We start from the raw sequence: 16,385 nt of genomic DNA, 5'->3' as shown, positions 1-16,385 counted from the left end.
TTGAACATGGCTAAAGTCACCATCAATTTTGCTGCGATTCAGGCGGGCGTGAAGGCGCAGTTTGTCGGACTCAACCCGAACGATCCTCCTTCCTGGCCGGCGTTTCCGCGTTATCTTCTTTGCGTTTTCGTGACCGTCGCGGTTGTCGCCGCGCTGTGGTTTGTCTGGCTCAGTACGTCCGACGAAGAGCTCAAGGCTGAACAAGCCAAGGAACTGGTGCTGCGAGAAGACTTCAAGAAAAAACTGGCGCTGGCGGCCAATCTTGAGGGTTTGAAAAAACAGCGCGAACAGGTTCAGCAGTACGTCACCCAGCTTGAAAAACAGTTGCCGAGCAAGGCCGAAATGGATGCGTTGCTCTCGGACATCAACCAGGCTGGTCTGGGCCGCAGTTTGCAGTTCGAGTTGTTCCGGCCGGGGCAGGTGAGCGTCAAGGACTACTATGCCGAATTGCCGATTGCGATCAAGGTCACCGGCCGTTATCACGACATCGGGGCGTTTGCCGCCGACATCGCGAATCTGTCGCGCATCGTGACCCTGAACAATATCGCGATTGCGCCGATCAAGGACGGCACCATGAGCATGGAAAGCACCGCCAAAACCTTTCGTTATCTCGATCCTGAAGAGATTTCGTCCCAGCGCAAAGCGGCTCCTGCAGCGAAAGGGCCGAACAAATGAACCCGCTTCGCATCAGGAGGACGACGTTTTTGCTGCTCGCCGCGGTGAGCTGTCTGGGTTTGGGTGCTTGCAGTTCCTCGGAACATGAAGAGTTGCAGCAATGGATGAATGAGCAGCGCAGCCAGACCAGGCCGAGGATCCAGCCGCTGCCTGAGCCGACCAAGTTTTCGCCGCAAGCCTACACCCAGGAAGGCGCCATCGAGCCCTTTAGCAACCAGAAACTGCTGCAGGCGCTCAAACGCGACTCCAGCCAGGCGAGCTCCAATGCCGCGCTCATCGCGCCAGAATTGAACCGTCGCAAAGAGCCGCTGGAGGCCATGCCCCTCGACGCTGTGGCCATGGTGGGCAGCCTCATTCGGCAGGGGCAGCCTGTGGCCCTGCTGCGTGTTGACAATTTGCTTTACCAGGTTCGGGTTGGCAACTACCTCGGGCAGAACTACGGTCGCATCATGAAAATTTCTGAAACCGAACTGGCCCTGCGTGAAATTGTGCAGGACGCTGCCGGAGAGTGGACCGAGCGGATGGCGAACATACAGCTTCAAGAGGGATCAAAATGAACAAAACTGCATGCACCACCGGGGCGGGGACGTTGCACCGCGCGTGCGCGCAACTGTCCGCTCGGGCAGTGATAGGACTGGCCCTGCTGACCGCTTCCTTGCCGGCCGTGTTGTGGGCGCAAGCACCCAACGCGATTGAGTCCGTGACCGGGTCTGTTCAGGGCGGGACAGAGGTGATTCGCATCGACTTGACGGAGCCCTTGACGGCGGTGCCGACGGGTTTCACGATCCAGACGCCAGCGCGTATCGCCCTGGATTTCCCAGGGGTCAGCAATTCCATGGGTCGTTCGGCGGTGGACCTGAATCTGGGTAACTTGCGTTCGGCCAATGTGGTGCAGGCGGGTGAGAGAACCCGGGTGGTGCTCAATCTCAAGGCTTCCACGGCCTACAGCACACAGATTCAGGGCAAGTCCCTGCTGATCACACTGGCCCCGGTTGCGCTGGCTGCACCATCGGCAATTGCCGCGCCGGTTTTTGCAGAGAACCGCAATCGCGATACCTTGCCGCTCAAGGATATTGACTTTCGCCGCGGCACCGATGCGTCGGGCCGGATCGTGGTTGACCTCGCGAACAACCAGGTCGGCGTCGATATCCGGCAACAGGGTCAAACCCTGGTCGTGGAGTTTTTGAAAACCGCCTTGCCAGAAGGCTTGCGCCGCCGTCTGGATGTGTCGGACTTCGGCACCCCGGTGCAAAGCGTGACAACGTCCCAGTTCGGTGACAAGGTCCGCATGGTGGTGGAGCCAAAAGGCTTGTGGGAGCACAGCGCCTACCAAAGCGACAACCAGTTTGTGCTGGAAGTTCGCCAGCAGAAAGTGGACGAGTCCAAGTTGTCGCAGGGGCCGGGCTACACCGGAGAAAAGCTGTCGCTGAACTTCCAGAATATTGAAACCCGCTCCCTGCTGCAGGTCATCGCCGACTTCACCAACTTCAACATCGTGACATCGGACAGCGTCACTGGCGCGGTGACACTGCGCCTCAAGGACGTCCCTTGGGACCAGGCGCTGGACATCATTTTGCAAGCGCGGGGCCTGGGTATGCGTAAAACTGGCAATGTGCTGCTGATTGCGCCCAAGGATGAATTGGCTGCAAAGGACAAGCTCGATCTGGAGTCGCGCAATGCGATTCAAAGCCTGGAGCAGGTTCGAACCCAGGACTTCAAGCTCAACTATGCGAAGGCGGAGGAGATTGCCAGGGGCTTGTTGGGTAGCGGGGCGCCGGGTGCAACCAAGATATTGTCGGCTCGCGGCAGTGTGATTTCGGAATCGCGAACCAACCAGTTGTTTGTGACCGACATCCCGTCCAAGCTGGAGCAGGTTCAAAGCCTGATTGCCAAGCTGGATATTCCCGTCCGGCAAGTACTGATCGAGGCGCGAATCGTGGAAGCGTCAGATACCTTTGGCAAGTCCCTGGGCGTGAGGCTGGGAGGACGCCCCTTCACCCTGAACGGCAGCCAGAACACCCAGTTTGGCGCGACCTACATCACACCGAACATTCCGGCCGGTACAGCGCCCCAACTGGGGACAAATTTTGGAACGACTGCGGGCGATTTTATCAACCTGCCCGGTGTCGGTCAAAACGGTTTTCCTGCAGCAACTTTCGCCGTCTCCCTCTTCAATTCATCGTTGACCAGGTTGCTGAATCTGGAAATTTCTGCCATGGAAGCCGATGGCAGGGGCAAAATTGTTTCCAGCCCCCGCATTGTGACCGCCGACCAGGTCAAGGCATTGATCGAGCAGGGTACGGAATTGCCTTTTCAACAGGCAACCTCAAGTGGCGCGACGTCTATCGCCTTCCGGAAGGCCAGTTTGAAGCTTGAGGTCACGCCCCAGATCACACCCGAAGGCAACATCATTTTGAACGTCGACGTGAACAAGGACAGCGTGGGCAGGGCCACTGCCAACGGTTTTGCGATTGACACGAAACACATCCAGACCCAGGTACTGGTCGAAAATGGCGGCACGGTGGTCATCGGCGGCATCTTCGAGCAGACCGAGCGTGAGGACGAGACCAAGGTTCCCTTCCTGGGAGATCTGCCGGGCGTCGGCAACTTGTTCAAGACCAGAACACGCACTGCCAACAAGTCAGAATTGCTGGTTTTTATCTCGCCGAAAATGATCAGCAACGGTGCTGCTTTGCGGTGACGCCTGCCGATGGGCTGAGGGCGTGGCCCCAGACCTAAACTGCGTTCGCGGGCGACGCTCGGCGTGTTGAGGCCTGGTGGCCCCGTTGTTGCCCTCGCGGCTTCAAATTTTTTTCACCGACCAGATCAGACCTTGACATGGGTGCTCCATCGAATTTAATGGCTCCTGTTGCCTTTGTCGGTCTTCCCGGCTCCGGCAAGTCCACCGTCGGACGCCAGCTTGCACGGCGCCTGGACTGGCCTTTTGTTGACTCGGACCAGGTCATTGAAAAGCGCATGGGGCTGTCCATCCGCGCGTTTTTCGAACGCGAGGGCGAAGAGCCTTTTCGTGATCTGGAGCAGACGGTGATCGATGAGTTGACCGGGGGGCCGCCCTGTGTCTTGGCCACGGGCGGCGGTGCGGTGCTCAGGCCAACCAACCGCGACCACCTCAAGCAGCGCTGTCATACGATCTACCTGCACTCGTCGCCGGATGATGTTTTTCGCCGCTTGCGCCACGACCAGAACCGCCCGCTGCTCCAGGTAGCCGATCCGCTGGCACGTCTGCGTGAACTGTATGCGTTGCGCGACCCGCTGTACCGGGAGAGCGCGCGACTGGTGGTCGAGACCGGGCGGCCCTCTGTGCCGGCCCTGGTCCACCTGATCGCAGACCAGCTCAAAGCGGCAGGTCTGTTGCCTGCAGCGCCTGACTGAGGCGCAGGCGAGCGGGCAAGCTTCCAAGCGAAGCCTCTACACTTCAAGCATGCATGCAAATTCATCTCCAGCGACGCAGCAGGTAAGCATCGACCTGGGCGATCGCAGCTATCCCATCAGCATTGGCGCTGGCCTGCTGGGCGATCCGGCGACTTATCAGAACCTTCCGGCTGCGAGCACGGCCCTGATCGTGTCGAACGGTACCGTAGCGCCCCTGTATGGCGAGTTGTTGCGTACCGCATTGCAGCCGCATTACAAGCGCATTTTGCTGGTCGCGCTGCCCGATGGTGAGGTCCACAAGGACTGGCCCACGCTGCAGCTGATTTTTGACGCGCTGCTGGAAAATGGTTGTGACCGCAAAACCGTGTTGTTTGCTTTGGGCGGCGGGGTGGTGGGGGACATGACCGGGTTTGCTGCAGCGTGTTACATGCGGGGTGTGCCGTTTGTGCAGGTGCCAACCACGTTGCTGGCGCAGGTGGACTCGTCCGTCGGTGGCAAAACTGCGATCAACCACCCGCTGGGCAAGAACATGGTGGGCGCTTTTTACCAACCCGAGCGTGTGATCTGCGACCTTGATGTGCTGAAAAGCCTGCCGCCGCGCGAACTCAGCGCCGGCCTGGCTGAAATCATCAAATACGGGCCGATTGCCGACATGGTTTTTTTCAGCTGGATCGAGGACAACATTGACGCCTTGCTGGCACGCGACCCTCAAGCGCTCGCACATGCGATCCGGCGCAGCTGTGAAATCAAGGCTGAGGTGGTGGGGCAGGATGAGCGTGAAAGCGGGCTGCGCGCCATCCTCAATTTCGGCCACACCTTTGGTCATGCGATCGAGTCAGGACTGGGTTACGGCCGTTGGCTGCACGGCGAGGGCGTGGGCTGCGGCATGGTGATGGCGGCGCGCTTGTCGCAGCGCCTGGGCGGGGTCGATGATGCTTTTGTGGAGCGTCTGCGTGCGCTGATCCTGCGCGCGGGGCTGCCGGTCGCCGGACCGCGCCTGTCGCCGTCCGACAGTGCCGGGCGCTACCTGGAGCTGATGCGGGTGGACAAAAAGGCCGAGGCTGGCGAAATCAAGTTTGTGGTGATCACCGCGCCGGGTAGCGCCGCCGTGCGCACGGCCCCGGACGCCCTGGTGCGCCAAGTGATTGATGCAAGCTGCAACTGAGACAGGCTGCGTCACTATAAAAACAGTAGCAGTTAGGCCATGTCTGACATGGGCTGAGTGCCGATTTGATTCGTAAACCATGACCCTGCTGGCCCCCTACGCCTGTGATCCCGCCGATTCGCGCGGGCGCCGCCATGTTGAGCCGGCTGCGCCCACGCGCTCCGCCTTCCAGCGCGACCGTGACCGCATCGTGCATTCCACCGCCTTTCGCCGGCTGGTCTACAAGACCCAGGTGTTCCTGAACCACGAGGGTGACCTGTTCCGCACCCGGCTTACGCATTCGCTGGAGGTTGCGCAACTCGGCCGCTCCATCGCGCGCACGCTGCACCTCAACGAGGACCTGGTCGAGGCCATTGCGCTGGCGCATGACCTGGGCCACACGCCGTTTGGCCATGCCGGTCAGGATGCGCTCAATGCCTGCCTGAAAAACCACCATCCGGACAGTGCCGGGTTTGAACACAACCTGCAGAGCCTGCGCGTGGTGGACACGCTGGAAGAGCGTTACCCCGACTACAACGGCCTGAACCTGTCGTTTGAGACCCGCGAAGGCATCCTCAAGCACTGCTCGCGACGCAACGCCAGGCGCATCGAGGCGCGAGAGCCGGGCGGTGTGGCGCAGCGCTTTCTGGCCACGGCAGAGGAGCAGCCTGCGCAGCAGCCGGGCCTGGAGGCCCAACTCGCCAACCTGGCCGACGAGATCGCCTATAACGCGCATGACATCGACGACGGCGTGCGTTCCGGCCTGCTTCGCCTGGAGCAACTGGAGCAGGTGGAACTGTTCGCGCAGTACCGCCGCGACACCCTGCTGCAGCATCCGGGCCTGCAGGGGCGGCGCCTCCTCTTCGAAACCATTCGCCGCATGCTCAGCGCCCAGGTCTACGACGTCATGGACGCCACGCGGGCGGCGCTGGACGCCGCTGTCGTGGACAGCGTGCAGGCGGTGCGGCTGAGCCCGCCGCTGGTGTGTTTCAGCCCGCACATGGCCGCGAAGTCCTCGTCCCTCAAGCGCTTCCTGTTGCAAAACCTGTACCGCCATCCGCAGGTGGTCGAGACCACACAAACCGCACAGCAGGTGGTGCGCGAGCTGTTTGCCGCTTACATGGCTGATCCGGCCGAAATGCCGCAGGCGCATACCGACCGTTTCGACCGGCTGGAAAGCGGCCCGCTGGCCGGCGCCGGCTCGCCGCCCAAGCCCGAACGCGTGGTGGCCGACTACATTGCCGGCATGACCGACCGTTTTGCGGCAAAGGAACATGAACGCCTGATCGGCCGCGTGGCCTTTCCGGTTTGAAGCTGATGCGTCCCGCCGCCTGTGTGATTGCCGCCGGGGTGGTGGCCGCACTGCATGTCGCCAAGTTGCCGCCAGCGCTGCCGGTATTGCAGCAGGTCATGGGTGTGTCGTTGTTGCAGGCTGGCTTTCTGTTGTCGCTGGTCCAGCTCGCGGGCATGACGCTGGGTCTGCCGGCCGGCTTGCTGATCCCGCGCTGGGGTCCGCGCCGTAGCCTGCTGAGCGGCCTGCTGCTGCTGGCAGCAGGCAGCGCCATGGGCGGCGCCGCCCAGACTGCCGCCGGGTTGCTCTTGTCCCGCGTGCTGGAGGGACTGGGGTTCCTGTGTGTGGTGCTGCCTGCGCCCGGACTGTTGCGTGCGCTGGTGCCGTCCGCACAGTTGAGCCGGGTGCTGGGCGGGTGGGGCGCCTACATGCCGCTGGGTGCGTCGCTGGCCCTGCTGGCCGGCCCTGCAGTCATGGCGCTGGGTAGTGCTGCCTGGGGCTGGCGGCTGTGGTGGTGGGGCTTGTCTGCCCTGGCAGTGTTGCTGGCATGGCTGGTCTTTGTACGGGTGCCGGCAGACGTGGAGGCGCCAGGTTTGCCCGCGGAGCCGCAGCAGGCCGCGCTAACTTCCTCCGGTTGGCGTAGCTTGCTGCAACTTACCTTGCGTTCGCGCGGCGCCTGGGTGGTGGCCCTGAGTTTTGTCATGTATTCAGGCCAGTGGATGGCTGTGGTCGGGTTTCTTCCGTCGATTTACGCTCAGGCCGGTGTGGCGGCGGGCGCCACGGCCTGGCTGACGGCGCTGGCCGCTGCAGTCAACATCATTGGCAACCTGGCGGCAGGCCGTCTGCTGCATCGCGGCGTGGCGCCCGTCGCCCTGCTGTCAGCGGGGTTTGTGGCGATGGCGCTGGGTGCCGGGCTTGCTTTCGGCGTGGATGGCTTGCCCCGGCTGCAATACCTCGCCGTACTGGTTTTTTCCATGTTCGGTGGTCTGATCCCCGGAACGCTGTTCAGCCTCTCGGTTCGGCTTGCGCCAGGCCCGCAGGCGGTGCCGACCACTGTGGGCTGGGTTCAGCAGTGGTCCGCGCTGGGGCAATTTGTCGGACCGCCCCTGGTGGCAGGGGTGGCGGCCCAGGCCGGCCACTGGCAATGGACCGGGCTGGTGACCGGGGCCTGCTCTGTGGCCGGGCTGCTGCTGGCCTGGCAGATCCACGCGCTGCTCAGGCGCGTCTGATTGGCCGCCGAGCCGTGGCCTGCCGCAGGGTCGGCATAGCCTTATGACGTAGCGGCATCCGGCACGGCCCTTTTTTGGGGACGAAACCACTAACCTTTGGTCATTGTTCATTTGCTTACAAAAGCCCCGATAGGGCGTACGGCACCCATCTTGCGTAAGCAGCACCAACTCAACCAAGGCTAGTATGAAAATTCATCGTCGTGCACTTATTGCGAGCGCCCTGTCGGCAGGCGCAGCGGTCTGGAGTCCTGCCATCTGGTCGCAATCGGGCAGGGGCGGCCGCAAGCTTGTGATCGGACAGTCCGTACCGTTGACCGGTGCGGCAGACCAGATCGGCCTGGCCTACCTCAACGGTGCCAAGCTCTATTTTGATGCGATCAATGCCAAAAACGGTGCGGGCGGTTACAAAATCGAGGTCAGAACACTCGACGACGGCTACAACCCCGGCAAAGCTGCCACGAATGCAAAACAACTGATCGATGACGAGGTCGATGCCTTGTTTGGTTTCGTGGGTACCGCCAGTTGCGATGCAGCTTTTGCCCTGGCCAAACCGGCCAACACCCTGTTTTTTGCACCTTTTGCGGCGTCGGACAGCCTGCGTGAGGCCTCCTTGAGCAACGCCTTCCACATCCGGCCGGCGCTGGCCGACGAAGCCTACAAGATGGTGCGCCATTGCGCCACGCTGAACCAGAGCCGTATCGCGGTGTTCGCCGAGGACGACGCCATGGGACGCGCCGGACTGGCTGCCGTCAATCAGGCGCTGATGGACCTGAAATTGCCGCCGCTCGTGGCGAGCGTCTTTTCCCCGGTCAACAGCGACAAGGTCGGTCCGGCCGTGGCCCTGCTGGCCAAGTCCAACGCCCAGGCCATCATCCAGGTCAGCCTGTTCAACACCTCAGCCGCCTTCATCCGGGCCATGCGCAAGACCGGCTTTGCCGGCCAGTTTCTGAACTTTTCGGTGGTCGGCATCGATCCGCTGTTCACGGCACTTGGCAAGGAAATCGGCGGCGTTGTTATCTCTCAGGTGGTGCCGTCGCCGCGCAGTGCCGGCACGCCCATCATCAAGGAATACCTGGACGTGCTAAACCAGACCGACCAGAACCCGAGTTATGAAAGTGTGGAGGGGTACATTGCCGCCCGCACCTTCGCAGAAGGCGTGCGGCGCAGCGCGGCGAGCGGCAAGGTGGACCGTGCGGGGCTGCAGAAAGCCTTCGAATCCGTGACCGACTACGACGTGGGTGGATTCCGCGTGAATCTGCGCGCAAAAAAGTATGAATCCGTGCGATTGGTCGACCTGGTCACCATCACGCCTGACGGCAAGGTGGTGCGTTAGATCGAAGGTTTCCGGAAATCGGGGACAGATCCGTCTTATGATGCGCAGCACTCCAGCGCATCACCCCCATGGCCCGTCTTCCCCGTCTCAGTCTCCCGGGTTACCCGCAGCACATCATCCAGCGCGGCAACAACCGGCAGGCGATAGCCGCATCCGCCGCTGACTACCAGACGCTGCTTGCCCTGATAGATGACAACGCCCGAAAGTTCGCAGTGGCCATCCACGCCTATGTGTTGATGGACAACCACTTCCATCTGCTGGCGACCCCGGAAACGGCAGATGGCGTGCCGCAATTGATGCAGGCCATAGGCCGCCGCTACGTGCGCTATTTCAATGATCGGCAGGCGCGCTCCGGCACCTTGTGGGAAGGACGCTACCGGTCCACCGTGATCCAGCCCGAAGCCTATCTGCTGGCGTGTATGGCCTACATCGATCTCAATCCGGTGCGCCATGGGCTGGTGGCCCAGGCGCGCGACTATCCGTGGTCCAGCCATGGCCACTACGCCGGTCTACGGCTGGACAGGCTGGTGACACCGCATCCGCTGTTCTGGACGCTCGGCAACACGCCTTTTGCACGCGAAGCGGCTTACGCAGACATGGTGCACGGAGGTGTGACGGTCGATCGGCAACTGGCGCTGACGCAATCGACACTCAGTGGCTGGGCACTCGGCGACACCGGTTTTGTGGCCGATTTGCAAACCCGAACACAGCGACGCGTCAGCAAGACGTCGGCGGGCCGGCCTCAGGGTACACCGCGCGCCAGATGATAGTTGCCCGATTTAATTGATAAATTCGCTGAATATTGATTTGTCCCCAATTAATTGTTCCTATTTAATCCGAAATTTAATCGGAATCTGACCCCAATTATTTGACTTGGCATTGTTGTTGCACTGCACTATGCTCTCCATCCCCGCGACATATTAAGAACCCAGGCAGGACAAGGTTGGTTGTGCATTTCTGCCGCCGCTGTCTTTCCATTGACCAGGAGTGCGCCATGACCACGGCTGCTGAAATCAGGCATTTTCAAGAAAACGGTCTTTACAGCCCGGCCAACGAACACGACGCTTGCGGTGTGGGTTTTGTGGCACACATCAAGGGCCAGAAAAGCCATGCGATTGTCCAGCAGGGTCTGAAGATTCTTGAAAACCTCGATCACCGGGGTGCGGTCGGCGCGGACAAACTCATGGGTGACGGTGCCGGTATCCTGATCCAGCTGCCCGATGCGCTCTACCGCGAGGAAATGGCCAAACAGGGCGTGACATTGCCGCCACCTGGCGAATATGGCGTGGGCATGGTATTCCTGCCGAAAGAGCATGCCTCCCGCCTGGCCTGCGAACAGGCGCTCGAACGAGCGGTGCGTGTGGAGGGCCAGGTCCTGCTGGGCTGGCGCGACGTCCCGGTCAACCGCGACATGCCAATGTCGCCGACGGTGCGCAAGAAAGAACCCATCCTGCGCCAGATTTTTATCGGCCGCGGCAACGACGTCATCGTGCAGGACGCGCTGGAGCGCAAGCTCTACGTGATCCGCAAAACCGCGAGTGCCGCCATCCAGCGTCTGAAGCTCACGCACAGCAAAGAGTATTACGTTCCGAGCATGTCCAGCCGCACGGTGGTCTACAAGGGCCTGCTGCTGGCCGACCAGGTCGGCACCTATTACCTGGACCTGACCGACCCGCGTTGTGTGTCGGCCCTGGGCCTGGTGCACCAGCGTTTTTCGACCAACACCTTCCCCGAGTGGCCGCTGGCCCACCCCTATCGCTACGTCGCGCACAACGGAGAGATCAACACCGTCAAGGGCAACTACAACTGGATGAAGGCGCGTGAGGGCGTGATGTCCTCGCCGGTGCTGGGCGCCGACTTGCAAAAGCTCTACCCCATCAGTTTTGCCGACCAGTCCGACACAGCAACCTTCGACAACTGCCTGGAATTGCTGACCATGGCCGGTTACCCGATCAGCCAGGCCGTGATGATGATGATTCCCGAGCCCTGGGAGCAACACACCACCATGGACGAACGCCGCAAGGCCTTCTACGAGTACCACGCAGCCATGCTGGAGCCCTGGGACGGCCCGGCTTCCATCGTCTTCACCGACGGCCGCCAGATCGGCGCCACACTGGACCGCAATGGCCTGCGTCCCTCGCGATACTGCGTGACTGACGACGATCTGGTCATCATGGCTTCGGAATCGGGCGTGTTGCCAATTCCCGAAAACAAGATCGTGCGCAAGTGGCGGCTGCAGCCCGGCAAGATGTTCCTGATTGACCTGGAACAGGGTCGCATGGTCGATGACGAAGAAATCAAGGCCACGCTGGCGCACAGCAAGCCCTACAAGCAGTGGATTGAAAACCTGCGTATTCGCCTCGACGATGTGCAGACGACCGCCGTGCCCGCACCAACCGACGGAATGAAGATGGGCGCCGACGAAGCCAGCGCCACCTCGGCATCGAGCTCTGGCCTGACCGAATCCCATTCGCTGCTGGACCGTCAACAGGCCTTTGGCTACACCCAGGAAGACATCAAGTTCCTGATGTCGCCAATGGCCGTCAATGGCGAGGAGGGCACGGGCTCCATGGGCAATGACAGCCCGCTGGCCGTGTTGTCCAACAAGAACAAGTCGCTGTACAACTACTTCAAACAATTGTTCGCGCAGGTCACCAATCCGCCGATTGACCCGATTCGCGAGGCGATTGTGATGTCGCTGGTGTCCTTCGTCGGCCCCAAGCCGAATCTGCTGGACATCAACCAGGTCAATCCGCCGATGCGGCTGGAAGTCAGCCAGCCGGTGCTCAATGTTGCCGATATGCGCAAGCTGCGCGACATCGAGACCTACACGCAGGGCAAGTTCCGCAGCTACACGCTGGACATCACCTATCCGCTGGCCTGGGGCCGCGAAGGGGTGGAAGCCAAACTGGCCTCGCTGTGCGCGGAAGCGGTCGACGCGATCAAGAGCGGGAAAAACATATTGATCGTCAGCGACCGCGCGATCAGCCCGGCGCAGGTGGCGATTCCGGCCCTGCTGGCGCTGTCGGCCATCCACCAGCACCTGGTCAAGGAAGGCCTGCGCACCACCGCTGGCCTGGTGGTCGAGACCGGCTCGGCCCGTGAAGTGCATCACTTTGCCGTACTCGCGGGTTACGGCGCGGAAGCCGTCCATCCCTACCTCGCCATGGAAACCCTGGCCGAGCTGTCGAAAGACCTGCCAGGTGAGCTCAGTACTGACAAGGCGATTTACAACTACGTCAAGGCCATCGGCAAGGGCCTGTCAAAGATCATGTCCAAGATGGGCGTGTCCACCTACATGAGTTACTGCGGCGCGCAGTTGTTCGAGGCCATCGGGCTGAACCGCGCGACCATCGACAAGTTTTTCACAGGCACCGCCAGCCAGGTCGAGGGCATGGGCGTGTTCGAGATCGCTGAAGAAGCCCTGCGCATGCACAAGGCCGCTTTTGGCAACGACCCGGTGCTGGCCAACATGCTGGACGCTGGCGGGGAATATGCCTGGCGCGTGCGCGGCGAGGACCACATGTGGACGCCCGACGCGATTGCCAAGCTGCAGCATTCAACGCGGTCAAACAACTGGAACACCTACAAGGAATACGCCCAGCTGATCAACGACCAGAACCGCCGCCACATGACCTTGCGCGGTCTGTTCGAGTTCCGCATCGATCCCGCCAAGGCCATTCCGATTGATGAGGTCGAGCCGGCCAAGGAGATCGTCAAGCGGTTTGCGACAGGCGCGATGTCGCTGGGTTCGATCAGCACCGAGGCGCATGCGACGCTGGCCGTTGCCATGAACCGCATTGGCGGCAAGAGCAACACCGGTGAGGGCGGCGAAGATCCCAGGCGCTACCGTCAGGAACTCAAGGGCATCCCGATCAAGCAGGGCGAAACGCTCAAAAGTGTGATCGGCGAAGGTGTGGTTGAGGTCGATCTGCCGCTGCAGGACGGCGATTCACTGCGTTCGCGTATCAAGCAGGTGGCCTCCGGCCGATTTGGCGTCACCGCCGAATACCTGGTGTCGGCGGACCAGATACAGATCAAGATGGCGCAGGGCGCCAAGCCGGGCGAGGGCGGTCAGCTGCCTGGCGGCAAGGTCAGCGACTACATTGGCCAGTTGCGTTATTCGGTGCCTGGTGTCGGCCTGATTTCGCCACCGCCGCACCACGACATCTATTCGATCGAGGATCTGGCGCAGCTGATCCACGATCTGAAAAACGTCAACCCGCGCGCCAGCATCAGCGTCAAGCTGGTCAGCGAGGTGGGCGTGGGCACGATTGCCGCGGGCGTGGCGAAAGCCAAGTCCGACCACGTGGTGATTGCCGGCCATGACGGCGGCACCGGTGCGTCGCCCTGGTCGTCGATCAAACATGCAGGCTCACCCTGGGAGATTGGCCTCGCCGAAACCCAGCAGACGCTGGTGCTCAACCGCCTGCGCGGCCGCATCCGGGTGCAGGCCGACGGCCAGATGAAAACCGGGCGCGACGTGGTCATTGGCGCCTTGCTGGGCGCCGACGAATTCGGTTTTGCGACCGCCCCGCTGGTGGTTGAGGGTTGCATCATGATGCGCAAATGCCACCTGAACACCTGCCCGGTAGGCGTGGCCACACAAGACCCGGTTCTGCGCCAGAAATTCAGCGGCAAGCCCGAACATGTCGTCAACTATTTCTTCTTCGTCGCCGAAGAGGCGCGCCAGTTGATGGCGCAGTTGGGTATTCGCACCTTCGACGAACTGATTGGTCGCGCCGACCTGCTCGACACCCAGAAGGGCATTGAACACTGGAAGGCCGGTGGTCTGGATTTCTCGCGCCTGTTTTACCAGCCGAATGTGCCGGCAGACGTTCCGCGCCTGCATGTGATGACGCAGGACCACGCGCTGGAAAAAGCGCTGGACGTGCGTCTTATCGAAAAATCGAAGGCCGCGCTGGAAAAGGGGGAAAAAGTCCAGTTCATCGAGGTCGCGCGCAACGTCAACCGCACCGTCGGTGCCATGCTGTCGGGCGAATTGACGCGGCGCCATCCGGAGGGTCTGCCGGACGACACGCTGCGCATCCAGCTTGAGGGCACAGGCGGCCAGTCCTTCGGCGCTTTCCTGGCCAAAGGCATCACCCTGTACCTGATTGGCGATGCCAACGATTACACCGGCAAGGGCCTGTCGGGCGGCCGCATTGTGGTGCGTCCAAGCATCGACTTCCGTGGCGACGCGGTCAAGAACACCATCGTTGGCAACACCGTGCTCTACGGCGCGACCACCGGCGAGGCCTTCTTCAGCGGCGTTGCAGGTGAGCGTTTTGCGGTGCGTCTGTCGGGCGCGACCGCGGTTGTGGAAGGCACCGGCGACCATGGCTGCGAATACATGACTGGCGGAACCGTGGCCGTGCTCGGAAAAACCGGGCGCAACTTCGCGGCCGGCATGAGCGGCGGCATCGCGTACGTGTACGACGAAGACGGCCACTTTGCCAAGCGATGCAACACTGCCATGGTGTCGCTGGAAAAAGTCCAACCGGCAGCCCAGCAGGAGGCCGGCGGCGAGCAGGGCCTCTGGCACGGCGGCCAGACCGACGAGGCGCAACTGCGCAAGCTGCTGGAAGACCACAACCGCTGGACTGGCAGCAAACGCGCGCGCGAACTGCTGGACAACTGGGCCGAGGCCAGAGGCAAGTTCATCAAGGTGTTCCCGCTGGAATACAAACGCGCGCTCGGCGAGATGGCCGCCAAAAAGGCAGCCGCCGTCCCTGCCAAAACGGCCGGTAAACCGGCGGTCAAAGCTGCCAAGACCGCAGCCTGAACACAAGAAGTATCTGGAGTAGCCACATGGGAAAAGTCACCGGTTTCATGGAATACGAACGCATCGAGGAGGGCTACAAGCCGGTCCCCGAGCGCCTGAAAAACTACAGGGAGTTTGTGATTGGCCTGGACGACGCACAGGCCAACAAGCAGGCCGCGCGCTGCATGGACTGCGGCACGCCGTTTTGCAACAGCGGCTGCCCGGTCAACAACATCATTCCGGACTTCAACGACATGGTGTTCCGGGCCGACTGGAAAAGTGCCATCGACACGCTGCACAGCACCAACAACTTCCCGGAGTTCACTGGCCGCATCTGTCCGGCGCCCTGCGAGGCTGCTTGCACGCTCAATGTGAATGACGATGCGGTGGGTATCAAGTCCATCGAACACGCCATCATCGACCGCGCCTGGGCCGAAGGCTGGGTGCAGCCGCAGCCGCCACAGCACAAGACCGGCAAAAAGGTGGCGGTGGTTGGCTCCGGCCCGGCCGGCATGGCAGCCGCTCAGCAGCTCGCGCGTGTGGGCCATGACGTGACCCTGTTCGAGAAGAACGACCGTGTTGGCGGCCTGCTGCGTTACGGCATCCCTGACTTCAAGATGGAGAAGATCCATATCGACCGGCGCGTCGCGCAGATGCAGGCCGAGGGCGTGACCTTCCGCACTGGCGTGATGGTTGGCAAGGCTCAGGACCCGCTCGGCAAGGACTCCAAAGTCACCAACTGGGCCAGGGAAACCATCACACCCGAGCAGTTGCAAAAGGATTTCGATGCGGTCCTGCTGACCGGCGGCGCCGAGCAGTCGCGCGATTTGCCGGTTCCCGGCCGCGACCTGGCCGGCGTGCATTACGCGATGGAATTTTTGCCGCAGCAAAACAAGGTCAATGCGGGCGACAAGGTCAAGGACCAGTTGCGCGCCGAGGGCAAACATGTGATCGTCATCGGTGGTGGTGACACCGGCTCTGACTGCGTCGGCACCAGCAACCGTCACGGCGCTGCCAGCGTGACCCAGTTCGAGCTGATGCCTCAGCCGCCCGAAGAGGAAAACCGCCCCATGACCTGGCCCTACTGGCCGATCAAGCTGCGCACCTCGTCCTCGCACGAAGAGGGATGTGATCGTGAATTTGCCATTTCCACCAAGGAACTGATCGGCGACGGCGGCAAGGTCACCGGCCTGAAGACCGTGCGTGTCGAATGGAAGGACGGCAAGATGGTCGAAGTCGCCGGCTCGGAGCAGACGCTCAAGGCCGACCTGGTGCTGCTGGCCATGGGTTTTGTGGCCCCGGTCTCTGCCGTACTGGACGCGTTTGGTGTTGAGAAAGATGCGCGTGGCAACGCCAAGGCCAGCACCGACTTCACCGGCGGTTATGCCACCAACGTCCCCAAGGTGTTTGCGGCGGGAGACATCCGCCGCGGGCAAAGCCTGGTGGTGTGGGCGATTCGCGAGGGCCGCCAAGCCGCACGTTCGGTGGACGAATTCCTGATGGGGTACAGCGACCTGCCACGCTGAAAACACTGGCCCTCGCAAATCGCCCTGTGG

Annotated in this window: 11 protein-coding genes; all 11 read left to right on the top strand. The window is 61.8% G+C overall.

Features of this window, described 5'->3' with window-relative positions; translation table 11 throughout:
* Positions 1–6: 6 nt before the first annotated feature.
* A complete protein-coding gene (locus tag ACH2CW_RS05955; protein ID WP_395056055.1) occupies positions 7–675 on the top strand; it encodes a type 4a pilus biogenesis protein PilO in 669 nt (222 codons plus the stop codon).
* A gap of 11 nt (positions 676–686) precedes the next feature.
* Positions 687–1,232, top strand: coding sequence for a pilus assembly protein PilP (locus tag ACH2CW_RS05950; RefSeq protein ID WP_395056157.1), 546 nt, complete (start codon positions 687–689; stop codon positions 1,230–1,232).
* Positions 1,229–3,376 (top strand): type IV pilus secretin PilQ, encoded by a 2,148-nt coding sequence (gene pilQ / locus ACH2CW_RS05945; protein ID WP_395056053.1) that lies wholly within the window; start codon positions 1,229–1,231, stop codon positions 3,374–3,376. Before ACH2CW_RS05950 ends, pilQ begins: the two co-directional genes overlap by 4 nt.
* Positions 3,377–3,534: 158 nt before the next feature.
* Positions 3,535–4,068: a shikimate kinase gene (locus tag ACH2CW_RS05940; protein WP_395056051.1), complete on the top strand. Its 534-nt coding sequence runs from the start codon at positions 3,535–3,537 to the stop codon at positions 4,066–4,068.
* A gap of 49 nt (positions 4,069–4,117) precedes the next feature.
* Entirely contained in the window at positions 4,118–5,233 is a 1,116-nt protein-coding gene (gene aroB / locus ACH2CW_RS05935) for a 3-dehydroquinate synthase (protein WP_395056049.1), read from the top strand.
* 79 nt (positions 5,234–5,312) lie between these two features.
* Positions 5,313–6,524 carry a deoxyguanosinetriphosphate triphosphohydrolase gene (locus tag ACH2CW_RS05930; protein WP_395056047.1) on the top strand — a complete coding sequence of 404 codons (1,212 nt, stop codon included), beginning with the start codon at positions 5,313–5,315 and terminating at the stop codon, positions 6,522–6,524.
* 5 nt (positions 6,525–6,529) lie between these two features.
* Entirely contained in the window at positions 6,530–7,732 is a 1,203-nt protein-coding gene (locus ACH2CW_RS05925; RefSeq protein WP_395056045.1) for a CynX/NimT family MFS transporter, read from the top strand.
* A 184-nt stretch (positions 7,733–7,916) separates the two neighbouring features.
* Complete coding sequence (locus ACH2CW_RS05920; protein ID WP_395056043.1) at positions 7,917–9,065, top strand: ABC transporter substrate-binding protein; 1,149 nt, start codon at positions 7,917–7,919, stop codon at positions 9,063–9,065.
* A gap of 68 nt (positions 9,066–9,133) precedes the next feature.
* The gene (locus tag ACH2CW_RS05915) at positions 9,134–9,832 is read left to right on the top strand and encodes an REP-associated tyrosine transposase (protein ID WP_395056041.1); all 699 of its coding nucleotides are present in this window, start codon (positions 9,134–9,136) and stop codon (positions 9,830–9,832) included.
* A gap of 227 nt (positions 9,833–10,059) precedes the next feature.
* Positions 10,060–14,850, top strand: coding sequence for a glutamate synthase-related protein (locus tag ACH2CW_RS05910; protein ID WP_395056039.1), 4,791 nt, complete (start codon positions 10,060–10,062; stop codon positions 14,848–14,850).
* A 26-nt stretch (positions 14,851–14,876) separates the two neighbouring features.
* Positions 14,877–16,355: a glutamate synthase subunit beta gene (locus tag ACH2CW_RS05905; protein WP_395056037.1), complete on the top strand. Its 1,479-nt coding sequence runs from the start codon at positions 14,877–14,879 to the stop codon at positions 16,353–16,355.
* Positions 16,356–16,385 lie beyond the last annotated feature (30 nt).

Origin of the sequence: Polaromonas sp., from assembly GCF_043778355.1 — a bacterium.
In the GTDB taxonomy this organism is placed as follows: domain Bacteria; phylum Pseudomonadota; class Gammaproteobacteria; order Burkholderiales; family Burkholderiaceae_C; genus Polaromonas.
Note: the sequence above shows the minus strand (reverse complement) of the source record. Positions and strands in the feature narration are given on the sequence as shown.

Excerpts from the sequence above, each read along its gene's own strand:
- ACH2CW_RS05925 (WP_395056045.1), top strand. The coding sequence starts at position 6,530 with ATGCGTCCCGCCGCCTGTGTGATTGCCGCCGGGGTGGTGGCCGCACTG.
- ACH2CW_RS05915 (WP_395056041.1), top strand. The coding sequence starts at position 9,134 with ATGGCCCGTCTTCCCCGTCTCAGTCTCCCGGGTTACCCGCAGCACATC.
- ACH2CW_RS05955 (WP_395056055.1), top strand. The coding sequence starts at position 7 with ATGGCTAAAGTCACCATCAATTTTGCTGCGATTCAGGCGGGCGTGAAG.
- ACH2CW_RS05920 (WP_395056043.1), top strand. The coding sequence starts at position 7,917 with ATGAAAATTCATCGTCGTGCACTTATTGCGAGCGCCCTGTCGGCAGGC.
- aroB (WP_395056049.1), top strand. The coding sequence starts at position 4,118 with ATGCATGCAAATTCATCTCCAGCGACGCAGCAGGTAAGCATCGACCTG.
- pilQ (WP_395056053.1), top strand. The coding sequence starts at position 1,229 with ATGAACAAAACTGCATGCACCACCGGGGCGGGGACGTTGCACCGCGCG.
- ACH2CW_RS05940 (WP_395056051.1), top strand. The coding sequence starts at position 3,535 with ATGGCTCCTGTTGCCTTTGTCGGTCTTCCCGGCTCCGGCAAGTCCACC.
- ACH2CW_RS05905 (WP_395056037.1), top strand. The coding sequence starts at position 14,877 with ATGGGAAAAGTCACCGGTTTCATGGAATACGAACGCATCGAGGAGGGC.
- ACH2CW_RS05910 (WP_395056039.1), top strand. The coding sequence starts at position 10,060 with ATGACCACGGCTGCTGAAATCAGGCATTTTCAAGAAAACGGTCTTTAC.
- ACH2CW_RS05930 (WP_395056047.1), top strand. The coding sequence starts at position 5,313 with ATGACCCTGCTGGCCCCCTACGCCTGTGATCCCGCCGATTCGCGCGGG.